A 19257-nucleotide genomic window follows, 5' to 3' on the forward strand; every position below is an offset into this window, starting at 1 on the left:
GCCAAACAAAAAAGGCAGCCACTGGCTGCCTTTCTTCATACTGCATCGAAATTAGCGACGAACCGCGATCGCTTCGATCTCAATTTTGACATCTTTTGGCAGACGTGCGACTTCCACGCAGGAACGCGCCGGGAAGGTGGCGTTGTGCTCGGTAAAGAAGGCTTCGTAGGTGGCGTTAACAGTCGCAAAGTCGTTCAGATCTTTTACGAATACGGTCGTTTTCACGATGTCGCCTACTTTCAGGCCGGCAGCTTCCACAATAGCTTTAACGTTATCCAGCGACTGACGCGCCTGAGCGGACACGTCTTCCGGTACGCTGCCGGTTTTCGGATCAACCGGGATCTGACCGGAAGTGATGATCATGCTGCCCAGATCTACGCCCTGAACGTATGGACCGATAGCTGCGGGTGCATTTTCCGTCGCGATAGTTTTGCTCATGATTTCTCCTGAATTACAGCGGTAAGTATGGCTGCATCATGTGATTAAGGGACGCAGCCTGATGTCCCGTCATTATAGGGAGCCAGAAATTGTTAACCAACCCCAATTAGTTGGCCAGCACCACATTATGCGAAAACTCTTTTTCACAGTATTTGCATTTGAGTGCGATATCATTGGCGCGCTTTTTCACTGTAAAGCTGGAGGAGACCGGTTCTGCGTGGCTGATGCAGTTGCTGTTCGGGCAAACCAGCACATTATTGATGCGTTCCGGCAGGCTGGGGCGCGATTTGCCCACCACGTCATAGTTGTCGATGCGGTTAACGGTGGCCTGCGGCGCGTATAGAGCAAGTTGATTAACCTGCTCATCGGTGAGAAAGGTGTTTTCTATTTTGATTAAGTCTTTACGCCCCATCTCGCCAGACGGTAGATTCAGGCCGATAGTGATTCGCTGATCGGTCTCGGTCAGCTTAAACAGACTCAGTAATTTAAAGCCTACCTGCGCAGGGATATGGTCAATTACGGTGCCGCATTTAATGGCTTCTACCTGCAGTTTATTATCGTGTGTCATCTTTTTCCCCTTACAGACTCAGTTCGCGATTCAGTACCAGCGCCAGTAACGCCTGACGCGCGAAAATACCGTTGCCCGCCTGCTGGAAGTACCAGGCATGTGGCGTTTTATCCACATCTGTAGCAATTTCATCAATACGCGGCAGTGGATGCAGTACTTTCATATTTTCACGCGCGCCGTTCAGGTCGCTGGCGCGCAGAACAAACTGCGCCTTCACATTGGCGTATTCTGACGGATCGAGACGCTCTTTTTGTACGCGGGTCATATAGAGGATGTCGACCTCGGCCATCACCTCTTCAATGGAACCATGCAGGCTCCAGGCCATTCCTTTGTCATCAAGCATATCCAGAATGTACTGCGGCATCGCCAGCGCGTCCGGTGCGATAAAATAAAAACGGTTGCCGCTAAATTTCGCCAGCGCCTGGGTTAGCGAATGCACGGTGCGACCATATTTCAGATCACCAACCATGGCGATATGCAGATTGTCCAGACGCCCTTGCGTTTCCTGGATGGTAAACAGGTCCAGCAGCGTTTGCGTTGGATGCTGATTTGAACCGTCGCCAGCATTGAGTACCGGCACCTTGCCCGAGAACTCGGTCGCCAGACGTGCAGCGCCTTCTTGTGGATGACGCATCACAATGGCATCCACGTAAGTGCTAATCACTGAGATTGTGTCGGCCAGCGTTTCTCCTTTTTTTCCCAGCGACGTGTTGGCGCTGTCGGAAAACCCCACTACGCTGGCGCCCAGGCGATGCATCGACGTTTCAAACGACAGGCGAGTGCGCGTAGAGGCTTCGAAAAAGCAACTGGCGATCACTTTATGTTTCAATAACTCCGGCTGAGGGTTGGCTTTTAATTTCGCCGCCGTCGCCAGCACCAGATTAAGATCGTCGCGGCTGAGGTCGTTTATGGAAATGATATGTTTTTGATAGAGCGGGTTAGCCATGTTTATCTCCTGACGCCTGGGCAAAAAAAAGCCCCTCAATTGAGGGGCTTGATATCGACTTTCAACGGAAAGAAAAACGGCAGGCCTGCGTCCTTTTTCAGACGCGGTAAGACAGAATGTCGTACACACTGAACCATGTTTCCTCCCGGCAAATTGTCCGCGATTATACTCAGCTCCGTTTTGGGATCAAGCGATTAATGCATGTTTTATCCATCGCAAACGGTTCTTATGAATGTAAATTCATTTTAAGTAAATAATTAATTTGTTTGTGCACCAGCGCCGTCCGTTGCACAACACGCGGTGCAACCCAGACAATACTGCTACCGGCAACGACACCGAGAATTTCCGGCAACGCGTGGTAATCCAGAATCCTTGCGACGGCGCGGCCATAGCCTGCTGCCGTATGGATAAGGATAAATTCGCTATTATGTTCGACGCTGACCACCATTTCGGCTATCGAACGTCCGGCATCCGGCGACGGACGCCGCTGAGGATTTACGGAATAAATCTTTTGTCCCTTCGTATTTCTTATTTTTATTGCGCCAAGCAGCTTCAGCAGACGCGAAACCGTCGACTGGCTAATACCTTCAAAACCCTCATTGTGCAGATCGCGGCGTATTTCCTCCTGGGACAGGTAGCTTTTTTCGCTAATCAGGCGCTGACAAACCGCCAGTTGCTGTTGTTCTTTGGCGGAGTAATCATCGTATTCCTTCATAAATGCACCTTAACTTTATTATTGATATCAATCGACTGGCGAAATTCATCACATTTGTCATATGGATTACGGATCAATCGGGCGGTTTTGCAGGAAACTGAGAAGTCGATCAAAAAAGGTAATGACGTTCCTGAGGGCGCTGCGCTTATCAGCCCTGGCGAGAAGCCATGATCCGGATAAAGCGCGTCGCCATCCGGCAGGCGTTACATCATTGCCCCGATGCTCAGTACCGCCATATTCAGTACCGTCAGAATCAATAACAGCGGCGCGACCCATTTCAGATACCGGACATAGGGAACACGCGCGATTGCCAGGCCGCCCATCACCACAGCTGAGGTGGGAGTAATCAGGTTTACAATTCCGGAGGCCGACTGATACGCCGTTACGACTAAATCTCGCTGTACGTGGGCAAAATCCGCCAATGGCGCCATAATCGGCATCGTCAATACCGCAAGTCCGGAAGACGAAGGCACCAGGAAGGAGAGCAAGACTTCCAGCCAGTAGGTCACGTTAATGAAAATGGTGGTGGAGAGGCCGGAAACCAGATTTTCCGCGCTGTGCAAAATGGTATGGGTAATCATCCCGTTATCCATCACCACCACAATGCCGCGAGCGATACCAATAATCAGCGCCACGCCGAGCAAATCCCGGGCGCCGTCGATAAAAGTTCTGGTGAACGCCTCCTCACCCATCCTTGTCATCACGCCGACAATGATTGCTGCTGCCAGAAAGACGCCGGAGATCTCTGCCATCCACCAGCCGAGCACCGCTACACCGTAAATCATCACCGCGAAAGAGGCCGCGAAGATCAGCAGTACCCATTTTCGGGTTGCCGTGAATTCCAGTAGCGTACTGGAGCGGTTACCGAGAAAATGGGCGCGGTTCTCCTCCATTTTATCCGCCACGATGGACAACTCAGGATGAGCGCGTACTTTACGCGCATAGCGCATCACCCAAACGACGCACAGCACGTAGCCTATGATGAGTAACAAAACGCGCATCAGCATTCCCTGGGTGAAAGGGATGCCAGCGGCGTTGGCGGCAATCACCGTGGCGAAAGGGTTGATGGTCGAACCGAGCGTACCTATCCCCGCGCCGAGCAGTACGGTCGCCGCCGCCACCAGTGGATCAAAGCGGGCCGCCATCATCACCGGCACCAGCAGCGTATAAAAGGGTAGCGACTCCTCCGCCATCCCATAAATAGTGCCGCCTGCGGCGAACAGCGCCATTAGAATAGGGATCATCCACTCCTCTTTGCCGTTGAGCCTGACCGTTACCCGCTCAATACCGGCATCAATCGCTCCTGTTTTATTCACCACGCCCAGAAAGCCACCGATAATTAAGACGAACAGCGCGACATCAATGGCGCCGGCGGTATAGGTTTCGTGGTTATACAGACCGTCAATTGGCGCCAGCAACACGGCAGTAATCCCCTGCGGGTGCGCGGTAACGGGCGCATAGGTTCCCGCCACCGGGACCTCTTTTCCCAGCGTGGCGTTCATCGCCATTTGGTATTTTCCCGCTGGCACAATCCAGGTCATCACCGCGACCAGGGCAATAAGAATAAACAGGATGGTATAAGCGGTGGGAAATTTAAATTTACCCATGATGTTTTCTCCTGATATCACGGATAAGCGCCGCGAGGGCGCCTATCCTGTGGGATTAGTCGCCGAGCGTCGCCACCATGACCGCTTTGATGGTGTGCATCCGGTTTTCCGCTTCATCGAAGACTACCGAGCCTGCGGACTCGAACACCTCTTCCGTGACTTCCAGCCCTTTCAGGCCGTAAGCCATTTCGATTTCGCGTCCCACTTTGGTGTGTTCGTTATGGAAGGCGGGCAGGCAATGCATAAACTTCACGTCAGGATTACCGGTAGCCTCTACTACCTGCTGGTTAACCTGGTATGGCGTCATCAGACTGACGCGATCCGCCCAGGCTTCTTTGGGCTCTCCCATTGAGACCCAGACGTCGGTATAGAGAAAATCCACGCCGTGAACGCCGTCTTCTACGCTCTCCGTTAAGGTGATGCGAGCCCCGGTAACGCTGGCGATTTCTCTGCACTGCGCCACCAGTGAGGCGTCTGGCCAAAAGGACTTCGGCGCGATCAGGCGAATATCCATGCCCATCTTCGCCGCGCCTACCATCAGCGAATTGCCCATGTTATTGCGTGCATCGCCCAGATAGGCGAAGCTTATCTCGGGCAGTGTTTTACCCGACGCATGCTCTAACATGGTCATTAAATCTGCCAGAATTTGCGTCGGGTGAAATTCATCCGTCAGGCCGTTCCACACAGGCACGCCAGCGTATTGCCCCAGTTCTTCTACAATCTGCTGACCGAAGCCCCGGTATTCGATACCGTCATACATGCGTCCCAGTACGCGCGCGGTGTCTTTCATGGATTCCTTATGGCCAATTTGCGATCCGCCTGGTCCGAGATAGGTCACCTGTGCCCCCTGGTCGAAGGCGGCGACTTCAAACGCGCAGCGGGTGCGGGTAGATGTTTTTTCAAAAATCAGCGCGATGTTTTTGCCAGTCAGTGTTTGTTTTTCACGTCCCGCTTTTTTAGCGGCTTTTAGCTCGATCGCCAGATCGATCAGGTACTGGATTTCCGCTGGGGTGTAGTCAAGAAGCTTCAGAAAGTTGCGATTTTTTAAGTTAACAGTCATGAGAATGTCCTTTATGTAGGCCGGATAAGGCGAAGCCGCCATCCGGCAAAAAAAGCCCTAAGCGTTAGCGTCGGCGGTTTCGGGGCGGATGAGGGTGCCTTTCTCACCGGCAAGGATGGCCTGGCCATCTGCCAGCGAGCCGATGCCGGCAATGCCACGACAGTGGCTGACAAACCCGGCGCAGGCGGTCACTTTCGGGCCCATTGATCCGGCGTCGAATTGCATTTCACGAAGAAGTTCCGGCGTAACCTGCGCCAGCGGGCGCTGGGTAGGTTTGCCCCAGTCGAGATACACCGCGTCGGCATCGGTCAGAATGAGCAGCGCGTCGGCGTGAATTTGGCTGGCAAGCAGGGCGGCAGAAAGGTCTTTGTCGATCACCGCTTCGATACCGTGGTAGCCATCGGCCTTTTCCACGACCGGTACGCCGCCGCCGCCGTTGCAGATCACCAGATGATCGCGGCTAATCAGCGTGCGGATCGCATCGTTTTCCACAATACGTTTAGGCTGTGGGGACGGCACAACGCGGCGCAAAGCATTACCATCAGCCTTAAATTCCCAGCCTTTTTCCGCCTGTAGCACGCGAGCCTGCGGTTCGTCGTAAATCGGTCCGATGTATTTGGTGGGATTCCGGAATGCCGGGTCGTTGGCATCAACTTCGACCTGGGTGAGCAGGACGCTGATTTCACGTTCCGGCAACTGATTTTTCAGCGCCTGTTGCAGCATATAGCCAATCATTCCCTGGCTTTCCGCGCCGAGGATATCGAGCGGATAGGGCATCACACTGGCGTAGGCGCTGTTTTGTAGCGCCAGCAGTCCCACCTGCGGGCCGTTACCGTGTACTAACACCACGCGCCATTGCTGGGTCAGTTGGGCGATAGTTTTCGCCGCCAGTTCGATATTTTTACGCTGGATATCCGCTTCCAACGGCTCGCCGCGTTTAAGTAGCGCATTGCCGCCCAGGGCGACGACCAGTGTGCGTTTGTTTTCCATAACGTCTCCTTTAAATACCATCGCGTTCCAGTGGGCAGCTCATGCAGCGTGCGCCCCCGCGCCCGCGGCCCAGTTCATCGCCGGGAATGGGAAGGACGGTAATGCCGGCTTTATCGTATTTTTCGTTGGTCCAGATGTTGCGCTCGTAACCCACGACCACGCCGGGACGCAGGGTGAGCACGTTGTTGGCGTCGTTCCACTGTTCACGCTCGGCTTCAAACGCGTCACCGCCCGTCGTGATTAAGCGCACTTGATCGATGCCGAGCGCTTTTTCAATGGCGTGAACCAGAGTGCTTTCCTGAGTTCGCTTCAAACCGCCGCGTCCGTCCGGCGTCAGGGTCCAGCACTGAACGTCCGGGCGAACCACTTCCGGGTAGACGGAGAAGGTGTCGATATCGATGTGGGTCATCACGGTGTCGAGGTGCATACAGGAGCGATGTTTTGGCAGTTCAACGGCAATCACCCGTTCCGCCTGACGATGTTTAAATAATGCTTGCGCAAGAAATTCGATGCCCTGCGGCGTCGTGCGTTCAGACATGCCAATCAGTACCGCGCCACGACCAATGACCAGCACATCACCGCCCTCTAAGGTGGCGTGGTCGTAATTAATGTTTTCGTCACCAAAATATTTAATAAAATCACCGTCCGAGAATTGTGGATGCCAGCGATAAATAGCGCGTAAATTATTGGTCTCACGCTGGCGAGCAGGTTTTGCCATTGGGTTAATTGAGACGCCGTTATATATCCAGCAGGATGTGTCGCGGGTAAACAGGTGGTTCGGTAATGGCTTCATAATAAAGTCATTAATATCGTGAGTATCGACTACCATATTTTTTATGGAAGCGGGTATTTCGCCATAGGTCAAACCGCCGCTTAAATGACGAGCCAGTTCACGGTGCGGCATATCGGCCAGCCAGGCGCGAATATCTGCGGCGAATGTCGGCCCAAGACGGTAATCGGAAATTTGCGTATCCAGCAGCCAGGTTTTGGCGTCAGCCACATCCAGCGTTTGGGTGAGCAGGTCGGTTAACAGCAACACTTCAACACCTTGCTGGCGCAGCGTGTTGGCAAAAATATCATGCTCTTCGCCGGCGCGCTCTACGGATAATACATCGTCAAAAAGCAATTCCTGACAATTTGAAGGGGTAAGCCTTTTCAGGCTGAGATTGGGACGATGCAGCATTACGCTGCGTAATTGACCGATTTCAGAACCGACAAAATGCTTTTCCATCATTATACCTTTTACATAATTTCAAGAATAAAGAAGGAGTGGCTGCAAATATTTAGCGTGCTTGCAGTCGCGGCGTTTCAGTTAATTTCGGGAGCAATCATTGAATTTTATTTGAACTGTTAATGTGATGAGATTCACATCAATTAAGGGATGTTATTTTTGTTATTTAATATATGAGTTAGCTCAGAGAAATTGAAAAAATAATAAAGTATTAAATGAATCACTACGCAACAATACGTTTTGTTATTTTTTATTGTTAATTATTTGTTTATTTTATAAAATATCATATTAATCCTAAACTATTGAAAAATAATAAATAATTTTCAAGAAATGCATAGCTATGCGTGAGAGCGCTTTTATTATCCGAAACGTGTCGAGTATTTAAAAATAACTATGGAAATAAAAGCGAATTATGCAGGGATCATGAATTGTGATCAATAAAACGTTTTTATGTTAAATGTTTTAATATCAAGAGGTTATTAGCAATGGTAATCCGGAGTCGCCCAACTTTATGCATAGGTGCTGCATAAAATTGGGTAGACTATTAACAAAATATAAACACTGCTGGCGATAAACATGCGCTGACGCAAAGTCGATGAGAGTAAGGATAGTATGGCAGCCATTTTTCTCGTATAAATAGAAAACTAAAACGGTGTTTTAACTAAGGGGAAAGGATGATTGTTGGTAATATTGAATACCTGGGGTACGGGCTGCCGGCGGTGCTGCGCCAGGCCATTGAGCATATCAAAACGCATGTCGTGGCAACGACCGCGCCAGGTAAGTATGAGATTGACGGTGACCGGCTGTTTTATATGATTTCTGAAAATATGACGGAACCGGGCGAATCGCGTAGCGCAGAGTACCACGCTCGTTATCTTGATATTCAGATCGTACTACAGGGTCAGGAAGGGATGACATTCAGTACCCAGCCTGCCGGGACGCCGCATACCGACTGGCTGGCGGACAAAGATATCGCGTTTTTACCCGCGAGCATTGGGGAGAAAACCGTCATTCTGAACAAAGGCGACTTCGTCGTGTTTTACCCCGGTGAAGTGCATAAGCCGCTATGCGCGGTGGGAGAACCGGCGCGGGTGCGTAAAGCCGTCGTGAAAATGCTGATGGCGTAATTTTGTGTGCGGGATGGGGGTTGGTCTGCGCGTTGCTATTTTGTAAGCCGGATAAGACGCACAAGTGTCATCATCCGGCATCATAAGGTTATTATTCTTTAGACAATGTCGCGACCATCACCGCTTTGATGGTATGCATTCGGTTTTCCGCTTCATCAAACACAATACTGGCCGCAGACTCAAAGACTTCATCGGTCACCTCCATCCCGCCGTGTAAACCATACTCTTCGGCCATTTTTTTGCCGAGCGTGGTTTCGTCATCATGGAATGCAGGCAGGCAATGCAGGAACTTAACCTGCGGATTGCCGGTTAGCGCCATCATCTGGCTGTTTACCTGATAGTCACGCAGCAGGGCAATACGCTCCGCCCATTTCTCTTTGGGTTCGCCCATTGAAACCCACACATCAGTGTAGATAAAATCCGCACCTTTTACGCCTGCCGCGATGTTTTCAGTCAACGTGACGGCGCCGCCGTTTTTTTCCGCCATGGCACGGCATTCCGCAACTAAAGCGGCATCTGGCCAACAGGCTTTCGGCGCGACCAGACGGAGATCCAGCCCGGTTAACGCGGCGGCTTCCAGCATGGAGTTACCCATGTTATTGCGCGCATCACCGGCGTAAACCAGCGTCATTTCATTAAAGGCTTTACCCGGCAAATGTTCCTGCATCGTGAGCAGGTCTGCCAGTAACTGCGTCGGATGAAACTCATCGGTTAAACCATTCCACACCGGCACGCCGGAATATTCCGCCAACGTTTCAACGATCTCCTGGCCATACCCACGATACTGAATACCGTCAAACATGCGGCCCAGGACGCGGGCGGTATCTTTGATAGACTCTTTATGGCCGATTTGGCTGCCGCTGGAACCCAGATAGGTCACGCGCGCACCCTGATCGTAGGCGGCAACTTCGAAAGAGCATCGTGTCCGGGTAGAGTCTTTTTCGAAGATGAGCGCAATATTTTTGCCAGTCAGTTTTTGTTCTTCTTGACCGTTTTTTTTATCAGCTTTCAGTTTAGCGGCGAGTTGCAGCAGCGTGGTGAGTTCGCTGGCGGTAAAGTCCAGTAATTTTAAGAAAGGTTTCTGATAGAGCGTAGACATACTTCCCTCACATGGCTTAGGCCTCTTGTTGAATTAAAATTCACTTTATATGGATGATTATTCATTTGCAACTCTGTTTGATAAAACTTTTCCACAAAGGTGGAGGCAACGTCGGCGGTGTGTGACAATAAGAGTATCGGCAGGACATCTATGAGGAATGAGCTATGGCAAACCCGGAATTACTGGAAGAGCAGCGTGAAGAAACGCGGTTAATTATTGAGGAGTTACTCGAGGACGGCAGCGATCCGGACGCACTGTACACTATCGAGCATCACCTTTCCGCCGACGATTTCGAAACGCTGGAAAAAGCAGCGGTAGAGGCCTTTAAACTCGGCTATGAAGTGACGGAGCCGGAAGAGCTGGAAGTGGAGGAGGGCGATACGGTTATTTGTTGCGACATTCTCAGCGAGTGCGCGTTGAACGCCGAACTCATCGACGCTCAGGTTGAGCAACTGATGAACCTGGCGGAAAAATATGAGGTGGAATACGACGGCTGGGGAACCTATTTCGAAGACCCTAACGGCGAAGAGGGCGATGACGACGACTATGTCGATGAAGACGACGACGGCGTGCGCCACTAAAGCCATGTAGTATTACGGTACGGCAGCATTTGCTGTCGTATTTTTTCAACAGGTTACGTATGGATTACCCGCAAATACTTTCCCCGGTGCTTAACTTCCTGCACTGCCAAACGCCGCAGGCGTGGATCGTGCAAGCCCGCGATCCGCAAAATCTCCCGCTGCTGCTTACCGATCATTTAATCTGCGAGCTGAAAGCTGCGCAAACCGCGCTGCTGTTAGTGCGTAAATATGTCGCCGATAAACCGGGCGCCGATGCGCTGCTCGCCTGGCTGAAACCTTACGAAGCGTTTGCCTTTTGTCAGGGGCCGGAGCCGGATTTTGTTACATTGCATAAGCAGATCGGCAAAAGCGTAATGCCGCAAACTGACGATCCCTGGGGACGCCAGCTCGTCGACCGCATGGTGTTACTGATTAAAGAAGAGCTGCACCATTTCTGGCAGGTTCGCGAGGTGATGCAGGCCAGAAATATTCCTTATGTGAAAATCACCGCCAGCCGTTACGCGAAAGGTATGCTGAAAGCGGTACGGACGCATGAACCGTTCACGTTAATTGATAAACTGATTTGCGGGGCGTATATCGAAGCTCGCTCCTGCGAACGTTTTGCCGCGCTGGCGCCCTGGCTGGATGACGATTTACAGACATTTTATCTCTCGCTCCTGCGCTCTGAAGCGCGCCACTACCAGGACTATCTGGCGCTGGCGCAACAGGTTTCCAGCGAGGATATTTCCGCTCGCGTGCGCTATTTTGGCGACGTGGAGGCTGATCTTATCACGTCGACAGACCGTGAGTTCCGTTTTCATAGCGGCGTGCCGATTTAAGATTTCTTGTTCGGCATAAAAATAAATATACTATCCATCTATCAAGATATTTATTGATGGATGGTATTTGTTTGGCTGGAATTATAAATTAAGTGAATTTCATAATGTTAATAAACAGAAAATCAGGATGGTTAGTTTGTGCGGTTATTTTTATTGGCGCTATAGTGTGGCTAAATGAACAGGATACGCCTGAAAACCATGTGTCAGGTGAATTAAAAAGCATGAAGACGATGGCGCTAATGAAAAAGTATGATCCTCAGAGTTGGCAAAAGATTTATGACGAACTCCTTTTGATTGAAAAAAATAATAAAGATCCTCATAAAGTAGCCGCTTTGCTTATTCCTGTCACAGAAAACTTTGTTTTGGCTCGTTTGCCATTTTCCGCAGACAAGGACGTTATTGCTTATGGGAAAAGCAGCGTCGAACGTTTAACGATTATTGCGAAAAATAGCAAAGAGGATTGCTTGCGAGCAATAGATCCCTCTATTGATGGGCCCGTTAACGGCGCTACCCTACTTAAAATCTTCCCCTGGGAAATGCGTGAACGCTTTGATAAAGCGAGTTCTGATATGATCATTTCTTCTTATAGCCCTGACAAACATCAGGTGAGTGAAAGCGAAACGCAGCAGGCGACTAACGATATCGGAGCCATAATAAAAAATCTGCGAGAGCGCTTTGGTTCAGACTTTGATTATTGGCAGGAATCTACAGCAGACCTCAGTAAAAGCAGCGTGGTCTGTGATATCGAATTGGCCTTTTGGCAACAGGTCTTATCTACGCCGGCCCCAAGAGCGGCAGCGATAATTCGCAAACTTAATATGAAAGCGGAGTAGCAATTCCACTCCGCTGTTTATCACAGTGATTTTAACATCCGCACTTCGCAATCGACATGCCCGGTGCAACCGAGTGATTCACTAATATGTTCAAACCCTAAACGTTCGTATAGCGCGATCGCCTCGCGTAAAAAAGCCGTTGTTTCCAGATAGCAGCGTTTAAAACCCTGTTCACGGGCGTGTTCCAGTGCCATCAGCGCCAGCTTTTTCGCCAGGCCCTGGCCACGAATCACCGGTAAAAAATACATTTTTTGTAGTTCGCAAATGTCCGGTTCGCTACAGGATAACGGCGCAACGCCGCCGCCGCCCACCACGCGACCGTCTTGCTCTACCACCCAGTAGGCCGCGCCCGGTTGACTATAAACCTGATACAGTTCATCCAGATTAGGGTCGGCAACGGTATATCCTTTATCGGCAGTCAGTCCGTATTCTGCGGACACCTGGCGGATCACGCGGGCAATGGCGGCATCGTCGGCAGGCGTGATTCGGCGTACCGTGAGCGTTGGCGAGATGACATTATTCATAACATGTCTCAATTTCAAAAATTTATATATAGATTACTTTAATACCACCGTCTTCAGTTATACGCAAGAAGATCCTGAATCAGACAAAATAAAGGGCGGAAAAATTAATCAGAAATAGTATTGTAGTCAAACCAGTAACAACTTACTGGTTTTTATTATTTATATTAATAAACTGTAAGTCAGGGATATGATTCATGAATAACGTTATCAGTAGTAAAGATAACCATAATCACGCGTTGGTGTTTACAGGCAAGGGCGGGAAATATTTTATTATTTGTCTCGTGAATTTCTTGTTGACGTGTATTACGTTGGGGATTTATGCCCCGTGGGCAATGGTGAAATGTCGTCGTTATATTTATACGAATATGACACTAAATAATCAGGCTTTTGCTTACAAAGCCACGGGCAGCGCATTATTTTTTAGTATGTTGTTAGTTTTTATTGTCTATGGTATTAGCATCTCTTTTATCGAACATGGTAATGCCGGTCTCGGCTTTACGCTATTTGGTTTGCTCCTTGCTATTATTCCTTTTATGGCGATGAAAGGGTTGCAGTATCAGGCGAGGATGACGTCGCTTAATGGCGTACGTTTCGGATTCCAGTGTTCTATGCTGCGTGCCTGGTGGTACATGTTCGCTGTGCCGGTACTGCTGATGGCGGCGCTTTATATCGTCCTGTCTCTTATCTCTGTCATCACTACAGCCGTCGGCGGTTTAGTATTTAATATCGTCGTGCTTGGTTTGCTGGCTATTATTGGGATCGGCGTCATTAACGGTGTTACCTGTAGCAAATGGATGACGTTGTTTGGCAATGGCGCAAACTTTGGCACTCATCGTTTCTCGATTCAGGTTGATATTAAAACGTGTATCAGAGGATGTGTGCTGGCGATGCTGACCCTTTTCCCTTTTGCCATCGTGATGGGTTATCTGATCGCGCCAGTGTTCACCGATCTTATTTTTTTGAGTATGACCGGGAATGCGATGGGCAGGGAGGCGATTTTTCTGCAATATTATAGCCAGCTAATGGCGTGCTATTTCCTTTATTTCCTCGCTATTCTGGTGGTAACCAGCTACCTGTATGTGACGTTACGCAACCTGTTTTTAAACAATTTGTCACTGGCGAATGATTCGATTCGTTTTCATTCCTCTGTCACTTCACACGGTATGCTGTGGCGGTTACTGACGATGGTTGTCCTCTCCGGCGTGACACTAGGGCTGGCTTACCCGTGGTTGAAAATGTGGATGGTGGGCTGGCTGGCACAGAATACACAGGTCCTGGGCGATTTGGATTCACTGGCATTAACTGATGATGAGCAGCCGCTGGAAAACGGTCCGCTGATGTGGATTTCCCGCGGCATCATGCCTTACTTCCCATTTATCTGATGTAAAAAGGCCGGCGTAAACGCCGGCCAAAATGTATTTTGCTGAATGGCGAATGATTACAGAGCGCTAATCACCGCTTGTTGCTCAATCAGCTTCGCTTTCGCTTCCGCATAGCCCTCCAGCTTCTCACGCTCTTTGGCGATCACCGCTTCCGGTGCGCGGGCAACAAAGCCTTCGTTAGCAAGCTTACCTTCAATACGGGCAATCTCACCTTCGATTTTTGCCACTTCTTTCGCCAGACGCGCCAGCTCATCCTCTTTGTTGATAAGACCAGCCATCGGGATCAGCAGCTCGGCACCGTCGATGATTTTAGCGACCGATACCGGGCCTTTGTCATCGGCAGGTAGCACGGTGATGCTTTCCAGACGCGCCAGAGTTTGCAGGAAGTTACGGTTGTCATTGACGCGACGAACGGCTTCTTCACTACAGCCGCGCAGCAGCAGTTCCAGCGGTTTGCCCGGCGCGATGTTCATTTCCGCACGGATATTACGTACGGCGATGATTGCCTGCTTCAGCCATTCGGTATCCGCGAGCGCCACTTCATCTACCTGAGAGGCATCGTACTGCGGGAACGGCTGTAGCATGATAGTGTCAGCGGTGATACCGCAAATCACTTTCACGCGCTGCCAGATGGTTTCGGTAATGAACGGGATGATCGGATGCGCCAGGCGCAGCAGACCTTCCAGTACTGTCACCAGCGTGTGTCGCGTGCCGCGCAGTTCAGATTCGGAACCGCCGGTCATCACCGGCTTAGTCAGCTCCAGATACCAGTCGCAGAACTGGTTCCAGGTGAATTCATACAGAATGCCCGCGGCGATATCAAAACGGAAGCTATCCAGCGCATCGCGGTATGCTTTGATGGTCTGGTTGAATTCCGCCAGGATCCAGCGATCCGCCAGCGACAGCGTCATGTCGCCACCGTTGAAGCCGCAGTCCTGATCTTCGGTGTTCATCAACACAAAGCGGCTGGCGTTCCACAGCTTGTTACAGAAGTTACGATAGCCTTCCAGACGTTTCATATCCCAGTTGATGTCGCGACCAGTCGACGCCAGCGCTGCCAGAGTGAAACGCAGGGCATCGGTACCGTGCGGCTCAATGCCATTCGGGAACTGCTTCTCGGTACGTTTGCGGATTTTCTCCGCCATCTGCGGCTGCATCATGTTGCCGGTGCGTTTTTCCAGCAGTTCCGGCAGGGAGATACCATCAACCATATCCAGCGGGTCAATCACGTTGCCCTTAGATTTGGACATCTTCTGACCTTCGTCATCACGAATCAGACCTGTCATGTAGACGGTGTGGAACGGTACCTGCGGCTTGCCGTTTTCATCTTTGATGAAGTGCATGGTCATCATGATCATGCGGGCAATCCAGAAGAAGATGATGTCAAAGCCGGAAACCATCACGCTGGTGGGGTGGAACTGACGCAGGGCGTCGGTGTTTTCCGGCCAGCCGAGGGTAGAGAAGGTCCACAGTGCGGAGGAGAACCACGTATCCAGCACGTCGTCGTCCTGACGCAGCGCAACCTCCGCACCGAGGTTGTTTTCCTTGCGCACTTCGTCTTCGCTACGACCAACATACACGTTGCCGTCGTTGTCATACCAGGCCGGGATACGATGCCCCCACCACAGCTGGCGAGAAATACACCAGTCCTGGATATCGCGCATCCAGGAGAAGTACATGTTTTCGTACTGCTTCGGCACGAACTGAATGTCGCCGTTCTCAACGGCTTCAACCGCCGGTTTTGCCAGTACGTCGGCGCGTACATACCACTGGTCAGTCAGCATGGGTTCGATAACTACGCCGCCACGGTCACCGTATGGCACGGTGAGATCATGCGGTTTAATCTCTTCCAGCAGACCAAGCGCATCGACGGCGGCGACCACCGCTTTACGGGCGGCAAAGCGTTCCAGCTTCTGGAACTCCGCCGGGATCTCGCTGGAGTAGATGTCAGACTCTTCGCCTTTAGTATCAAACACTTCTGCGCTTTCACGGATATCGCCGTCAAAAGTCAGAATATTGATCATCGGCAGCTGATGACGGCGACCGACTTCATAGTCGTTAAAGTCGTGCGCCGGGGTGATTTTCACGCAGCCGGTGCCTTTTTCCATATCGGCGTGTTCATCGCCAACGATGGGAATACGGCGATTCACCAGCGGCAGCACCACGAATTTGCCAATCAGATCTTTGTAACGCGGGTCTTCCGGATTTACCGCCACGCCGGTATCGCCCAGCAGGGTTTCCGGACGGGTAGTGGCAACGACCAGGTAATCTTTACCGTCAGCGGTTTTCGCGCCGTCGGCGAGCGGATAGCGGATATGCCACATCGAGCCTTTGGACTCGCGGTTTTCCACTTCCAGATCGGAGATGGCGGTACGCAGTTTCGGGTCCCAGTTGACCAGGCGCTTACCACGGTAAATCAGATCTTCTTTATACAGGCGAACGAAAACTTCTTTCACGGCATTGGAAAGGCCTTCGTCCATGGTGAAGCGCTCGCGCTCCCAGTCTACGGAGTTGCCAAGACGGCGCATCTGACGGGTAATCGTACCGCCAGATTCCGCTTTCCACTGCCAGATTTTATCAATAAAGGCGTCGCGGCCGTAATCGTGACGGGTTTTACCTTCTTCAGCGGCAATCTTGCGCTCAACCACCATCTGGGTGGCGATCCCGGCGTGATCGGTACCGACCTGCCACAGGGTATTTTTCCCCTGCATACGCTGATAGCGGATCATGGTATCCATGATGGTTTGCTGGAAAGCATGACCCATATGCAAACTGCCGGTAACGTTCGGCGGCGGGATCATGATGCAGAAACTCTCCTGGCTTTCATCGCCATTCGGTTTGAAATAGCCCTGCTTTTCCCAGTGCTCGTAAAGCGGCTGTTCGATATCTTGGGGGTTATATGTCTTTTCCATTATTTCCAGGTTGCCGTATTCAGGTTAAAACCAGCCACGCGGTAGGCTTTGTAGCGTTCGCGCGCCAGTTGTTTCAAATTTTCTTCGTAAGGGACGAAGTCTATCACTTCTGTGAAAGCGGTGGCAAAATCTGCAAAGCCGACGCGCAGGCTGATTAGTAAATCGCGTGGGCTGCTGTTGCGTTTTTGCGGCCAGGCGATTTCCACCGGCGCGCCGCCGCGTGGGCCTTCGCCTGCCAGATTGTGCGGGACAAAACTTTCCGCCGGTCTCGCCCACAGCGCTTCATCCAGTCGAATGGCCTGCTGCTCGTCTTCGCAGGCGATCAACACGCGCTTGCCTGTGCGCCACCGTTCTGCGGTAATTTCACATACCAATTGCTCGACGGCGCTTAAGTCCTCGACGGTAGTGTCATTGTCCAGAAGATAGAACGTTGCATTCTTCATATATGTCTGGGGCTTCTTGTGGTGGATTTAAATGCGTTGCCATGATGCCTCCCGTAGGCCGGATAAGCGCAGCGCCATCCGGCAAAACGCCTGATGGCGGCGCTAATGCGCCTTATCAGGCCTACGGGGTAACCTCAAACTTACTCTTCGCCGTTAAAACCAGCACGATTGAGCAGGAACTGCGCCAGTAGCGCTACCGGACGACCTGTTGCGCCTTTCGCTTTTCCGGAGCGCCAGGCAGTACCGGCAATGTCCAGGTGCGCCCAGTTGTACTTACGGGTAAAGCGCGACAGGAAGCAACCTGCGGTAATCGCGCCGCCAGGACGTCCGCCGATGTTGGCCATATCGGCAAAATTGGATTCCAGCTGCTCCTGGTACTCATCGCCTAATGGCAGCCGCCACGCGCGGTCACCCGCCTGCTCGGAGGCGCCGATCAGCTCATGCGCCAGCGGGTTGTGGTTCGACATCAGGCCAGTGATGTGATGGCCCAGCGCAATCACGCAGGCGCCAGTCAGCGTGGCGACGTCAATGACCGCTTCCGGCTCGAAACGCTCGACGTAGGTTAACACATCGCACAAGACCAGACGGCCTTCGGCGTCAGTGTTCAGCACTTCAACGGTCTGTCCGGACATCGTGGTCAGCACGTCACCTGGACGATACGCGCGGCCACCCGGCATGTTTTCACAGCCCGCCAGTACGCCAATGACGTTAATCGGCAGTTGCAGCTCTGCGACCATCCGCATTACGCCATAGACTGCCGCTGCGCCACACATGTCGTACTTCATCTCGTCCATCCCCTCAGATGGCTTGATTGAGATGCCGCCGGAGTCGAAGGTCAGGCCTTTACCGACCAGCACGATCGGGCGCGCCTCCTCAGACGAGTTGCCTTTGTACTCGATAACCGACATCAGCGACTCGTTCTGCGAACCGTGGCCCACCGCCAGATAAGCATTCATTCCCAGTTCACGCATCTGCTGTTCGCCAATCACGCGGGTAATGACATTTGTGCTGTAGCTGTCGGCTAACTGACGCGCCTGCGACGCCAGGTAGGCGGCGTTACAGATATTGGGCGGCATGTTGCCGAGATCTTTCGCCGCTTTAATACCGGCGGCAATCGCCAGACCGTGCTGAATAGCGCGTTCGCCGCTGGTGAGCTCACGGCGGGTCGGCACGTTAAAGACCATCTTACGCAGCGGGCGGCGAGGCTCGCTTTTGTTGGTCTTGAGTTGATCAAAACTATATAGCGTCTCTTTGGCCGTTTCGACGGCCTGTCGCACTTTCCAGTAGTTGTTGCGGCCTTTGACGTGTAGTTCGGTCAGGAAACAGACCGCTTCCATTGAGCCAGTATCATTCAGAGTATTTATCGTTTTCTGAATAACCTGCTTATACTGACGTTCATCAAGCTCGCGCTCTTTGCCGCAACCAATGAGGAGGATTCGCTCGGACAGAACGTTAGGAACATGGTGCAGCAACAGAGTCTGCCCCGGTTTTCCTTCCAGTTCGCCGCGACGCAGCAATGCGCTGATGTATCCGTCGCTAATTTTGTCGAGCTGTTCTGCAATCGGAGAAAGGCGACGCGGTTCAAAGACGCCCACGACAATGCAGGCACTCCGCTGTTTCTCCGGGCTACCGCTTTTTACACTGAACTCCATGCACTATGCTCCTGAATCTTAAAGACAACAGTGGTGGCTACAGCTATACTCGTCGTCTTTCAAGTTGCAGATGCGTTGGCTGCGCCTGCTCACCCCTGTCACTTACCTGATGTAAGCTCCGGGGCTTCACAGTCTTGCCGCCTGCCTGCAACTCGAAATCCATAGAGTATAGAAATTGAAAGCTTTCGTAACTCATGTCCGCTGTTGCGGTGACTTCGTGTTAATCTTAACGTTATTACGGCATTGGCACGTCAGAACAAGTTCTGAGAGGTGAATCCGCTGAGTATAATGATCTTAGCGATGATTTCGACGACTCAAGAGAATAAATGAC

The 19257-nt window shown here is 51.5% G+C and carries 21 protein-coding genes; 7 read left to right on the forward strand and 14 right to left on the reverse strand.

The window, feature by feature from the left end:
- Window positions 1–51: 51 nt before the first annotated feature.
- The 4 genes from ridA to pyrL all read right to left on the reverse strand — a co-directional run bounded on the left by ridA (window position 52) and on the right by pyrL (window position 2089).
- The gene (ridA, locus tag SBG_RS20335) at window positions 52–438 is read right to left on the reverse strand and encodes a 2-iminobutanoate/2-iminopropanoate deaminase (RefSeq protein ID WP_000047540.1); all 387 of its coding nucleotides are present in this window, start codon (window positions 436–438) and stop codon (window positions 52–54) included.
- Between the two features lie 106 nt (window positions 439–544).
- Window positions 545–1006, reverse strand: coding sequence for an aspartate carbamoyltransferase regulatory subunit (gene pyrI / locus SBG_RS20340; protein WP_000148568.1), 462 nt, complete (start codon window positions 1004–1006; stop codon window positions 545–547).
- A 10-nt stretch (window positions 1007–1016) separates the two neighbouring features.
- Window positions 1017–1952 (reverse strand): aspartate carbamoyltransferase, encoded by a 936-nt coding sequence (gene pyrB, locus SBG_RS20345; protein ID WP_000013035.1) that lies wholly within the window; start codon window positions 1950–1952, stop codon window positions 1017–1019.
- A gap of 35 nt (window positions 1953–1987) precedes the next feature.
- Complete coding sequence (gene pyrL, locus SBG_RS20350) at window positions 1988–2089, reverse strand: pyr operon leader peptide (protein WP_024135180.1); 102 nt, start codon at window positions 2087–2089, stop codon at window positions 1988–1990.
- On the opposite strand from pyrL, the gene SBG_RS22370 reads away from it, so the two are divergent.
- Entirely contained in the window at window positions 2069–2209 is a 141-nt protein-coding gene (locus SBG_RS22370; RefSeq protein WP_077909635.1) for a hypothetical protein, read from the forward strand. The two genes, pyrL and SBG_RS22370, sit on opposite strands and share 21 nt — an antisense overlap.
- Here SBG_RS22370 and SBG_RS20355 read toward each other — a convergent pair.
- The 5 genes from SBG_RS20355 to arcA all read right to left on the reverse strand — a co-directional run bounded on the left by SBG_RS20355 (window position 2179) and on the right by arcA (window position 7555).
- Complete coding sequence (locus SBG_RS20355) at window positions 2179–2667, reverse strand: arginine repressor (RefSeq protein ID WP_000666046.1); 489 nt, start codon at window positions 2665–2667, stop codon at window positions 2179–2181. The genes SBG_RS22370 and SBG_RS20355 overlap by 31 nt on opposite strands.
- A gap of 203 nt (window positions 2668–2870) precedes the next feature.
- On the reverse strand, window positions 2871–4274 hold the full coding sequence (locus SBG_RS20360) for a YfcC family protein (protein WP_000514442.1): 1404 nt from the start codon (window positions 4272–4274) through the stop codon (window positions 2871–2873).
- A gap of 55 nt (window positions 4275–4329) precedes the next feature.
- A complete protein-coding gene (argF, locus tag SBG_RS20365; RefSeq protein ID WP_000217788.1) occupies window positions 4330–5334 on the reverse strand; it encodes an ornithine carbamoyltransferase in 1005 nt (334 codons plus the stop codon).
- A gap of 57 nt (window positions 5335–5391) precedes the next feature.
- Window positions 5392–6324: a carbamate kinase gene (arcC, locus tag SBG_RS20370; protein WP_015703114.1), complete on the reverse strand. Its 933-nt coding sequence runs from the start codon at window positions 6322–6324 to the stop codon at window positions 5392–5394.
- 10 nt (window positions 6325–6334) lie between these two features.
- Window positions 6335–7555, reverse strand: a complete 1221-nt coding sequence (gene arcA / locus SBG_RS20375; protein WP_000410852.1) for an arginine deiminase — start codon at window positions 7553–7555, stop codon at window positions 6335–6337.
- Between the two features lie 674 nt (window positions 7556–8229).
- On the opposite strand from arcA, the gene SBG_RS20380 reads away from it, so the two are divergent.
- Entirely contained in the window at window positions 8230–8682 is a 453-nt protein-coding gene (locus SBG_RS20380; protein WP_000635211.1) for a YhcH/YjgK/YiaL family protein, read from the forward strand.
- 91 nt (window positions 8683–8773) lie between these two features.
- Here SBG_RS20380 and argF (SBG_RS20385) read toward each other — a convergent pair whose 3' ends face one another.
- A complete protein-coding gene (gene argF, locus SBG_RS20385; RefSeq protein WP_000105987.1) occupies window positions 8774–9781 on the reverse strand; it encodes an ornithine carbamoyltransferase in 1008 nt (335 codons plus the stop codon).
- Window positions 9782–9945: 164 nt separating this feature from the next.
- Between argF (SBG_RS20385) and rraB the strand changes: the two genes are divergently transcribed.
- The 3 genes from rraB (at window position 9946) to SBG_RS20400 (ending at window position 12013) form a co-directional block, all read left to right on the forward strand.
- Window positions 9946–10362 (forward strand): ribonuclease E inhibitor RraB, encoded by a 417-nt coding sequence (gene rraB / locus SBG_RS20390; protein ID WP_000002941.1) that lies wholly within the window; start codon window positions 9946–9948, stop codon window positions 10360–10362.
- 11 nt (window positions 10363–10373) lie between these two features.
- Window positions 10374–11180, forward strand: a complete 807-nt coding sequence (gene miaE, locus SBG_RS20395; RefSeq protein WP_162007802.1) for a tRNA isopentenyl-2-thiomethyl-A-37 hydroxylase MiaE — start codon at window positions 10374–10376, stop codon at window positions 11178–11180.
- Between the two features lie 104 nt (window positions 11181–11284).
- Entirely contained in the window at window positions 11285–12013 is a 729-nt protein-coding gene (locus SBG_RS20400) for a hypothetical protein (RefSeq protein ID WP_000906795.1), read from the forward strand.
- Between the two features lie 20 nt (window positions 12014–12033).
- Here the strand turns inward: SBG_RS20400 and SBG_RS20405 are convergent, their stop codons facing one another.
- The gene (locus SBG_RS20405; RefSeq protein WP_024135181.1) at window positions 12034–12537 is read right to left on the reverse strand and encodes a GNAT family N-acetyltransferase; all 504 of its coding nucleotides are present in this window, start codon (window positions 12535–12537) and stop codon (window positions 12034–12036) included.
- Window positions 12538–12731: 194 nt separating this feature from the next.
- Here SBG_RS20405 and SBG_RS20410 point away from each other — a divergent pair, with 194 nt between their 5' ends.
- Entirely contained in the window at window positions 12732–13919 is a 1188-nt protein-coding gene (locus SBG_RS20410; protein WP_001066965.1) for a YjgN family protein, read from the forward strand.
- Between the two features lie 56 nt (window positions 13920–13975).
- On the opposite strand, the gene SBG_RS20415 is transcribed toward SBG_RS20410, so the two are convergent.
- The 3 genes from SBG_RS20415 to pepA form a co-directional block, all read right to left on the reverse strand.
- Window positions 13976–16831, reverse strand: coding sequence for a valine--tRNA ligase (locus SBG_RS20415; RefSeq protein ID WP_000416355.1), 2856 nt, complete (start codon window positions 16829–16831; stop codon window positions 13976–13978).
- Window positions 16831–17274, reverse strand: coding sequence for a DNA polymerase III subunit chi (gene holC / locus SBG_RS20420; protein WP_000786404.1), 444 nt, complete (start codon window positions 17272–17274; stop codon window positions 16831–16833). The genes SBG_RS20415 and holC overlap by 1 nt, the downstream gene beginning before the upstream one ends.
- Window positions 17275–17414: 140 nt before the next feature.
- Window positions 17415–18926, reverse strand: coding sequence for a leucyl aminopeptidase (gene pepA / locus SBG_RS20425; RefSeq protein WP_000397160.1), 1512 nt, complete (start codon window positions 18924–18926; stop codon window positions 17415–17417).
- 279 nt (window positions 18927–19205) lie between these two features.
- On the opposite strand from pepA, the gene SBG_RS23310 reads away from it, so the two are divergent.
- Complete coding sequence (locus SBG_RS23310; protein WP_212724070.1) at window positions 19206–19256, forward strand: hypothetical protein; 51 nt, start codon at window positions 19206–19208, stop codon at window positions 19254–19256.
- The last annotated feature ends 1 nt before the right edge of the window (window position 19257 follow it).

The organism is Salmonella bongori NCTC 12419 (assembly GCF_000252995.1).
Lineage (GTDB): Bacteria > Pseudomonadota > Gammaproteobacteria > Enterobacterales > Enterobacteriaceae > Salmonella > Salmonella bongori.

Coding starts and splice junctions, on each gene's coding strand:
- ridA (WP_000047540.1), bottom strand. CDS start 438: ATGAGCAAAACTATCGCGACGGAAAATGCACCCGCAGCTATCGGTCCA.
- pyrI (WP_000148568.1), bottom strand. CDS start 1,006: ATGACACACGATAATAAACTGCAGGTAGAAGCCATTAAATGCGGCACC.
- pyrB (WP_000013035.1), bottom strand. CDS start 1,952: ATGGCTAACCCGCTCTATCAAAAACATATCATTTCCATAAACGACCTC.
- SBG_RS22370 (WP_077909635.1), top strand. CDS start 2,069: ATGTCGTACACACTGAACCATGTTTCCTCCCGGCAAATTGTCCGCGAT.
- pyrL (WP_024135180.1), bottom strand. CDS start 2,089: ATGGTTCAGTGTGTACGACATTCTGTCTTACCGCGTCTGAAAAAGGAC.
- SBG_RS20355 (WP_000666046.1), bottom strand. CDS start 2,667: ATGAAGGAATACGATGATTACTCCGCCAAAGAACAACAGCAACTGGCG.
- SBG_RS20360 (WP_000514442.1), bottom strand. CDS start 4,274: ATGGGTAAATTTAAATTTCCCACCGCTTATACCATCCTGTTTATTCTT.
- argF (WP_000217788.1), bottom strand. CDS start 5,334: ATGACTGTTAACTTAAAAAATCGCAACTTTCTGAAGCTTCTTGACTAC.
- arcC (WP_015703114.1), bottom strand. CDS start 6,324: ATGGAAAACAAACGCACACTGGTCGTCGCCCTGGGCGGCAATGCGCTA.
- arcA (WP_000410852.1), bottom strand. CDS start 7,555: ATGGAAAAGCATTTTGTCGGTTCTGAAATCGGTCAATTACGCAGCGTA.
- SBG_RS20380 (WP_000635211.1), top strand. CDS start 8,230: ATGATTGTTGGTAATATTGAATACCTGGGGTACGGGCTGCCGGCGGTG.
- argF (WP_000105987.1), bottom strand. CDS start 9,781: ATGTCTACGCTCTATCAGAAACCTTTCTTAAAATTACTGGACTTTACC.
- rraB (WP_000002941.1), top strand. CDS start 9,946: ATGGCAAACCCGGAATTACTGGAAGAGCAGCGTGAAGAAACGCGGTTA.
- SBG_RS20400 (WP_000906795.1), top strand. CDS start 11,285: ATGTTAATAAACAGAAAATCAGGATGGTTAGTTTGTGCGGTTATTTTT.
- SBG_RS20405 (WP_024135181.1), bottom strand. CDS start 12,537: ATGAATAATGTCATCTCGCCAACGCTCACGGTACGCCGAATCACGCCT.
- SBG_RS20410 (WP_001066965.1), top strand. CDS start 12,732: ATGAATAACGTTATCAGTAGTAAAGATAACCATAATCACGCGTTGGTG.
- SBG_RS20415 (WP_000416355.1), bottom strand. CDS start 16,831: ATGGAAAAGACATATAACCCCCAAGATATCGAACAGCCGCTTTACGAG.
- holC (WP_000786404.1), bottom strand. CDS start 17,274: ATGAAGAATGCAACGTTCTATCTTCTGGACAATGACACTACCGTCGAG.
- pepA (WP_000397160.1), bottom strand. CDS start 18,926: ATGGAGTTCAGTGTAAAAAGCGGTAGCCCGGAGAAACAGCGGAGTGCC.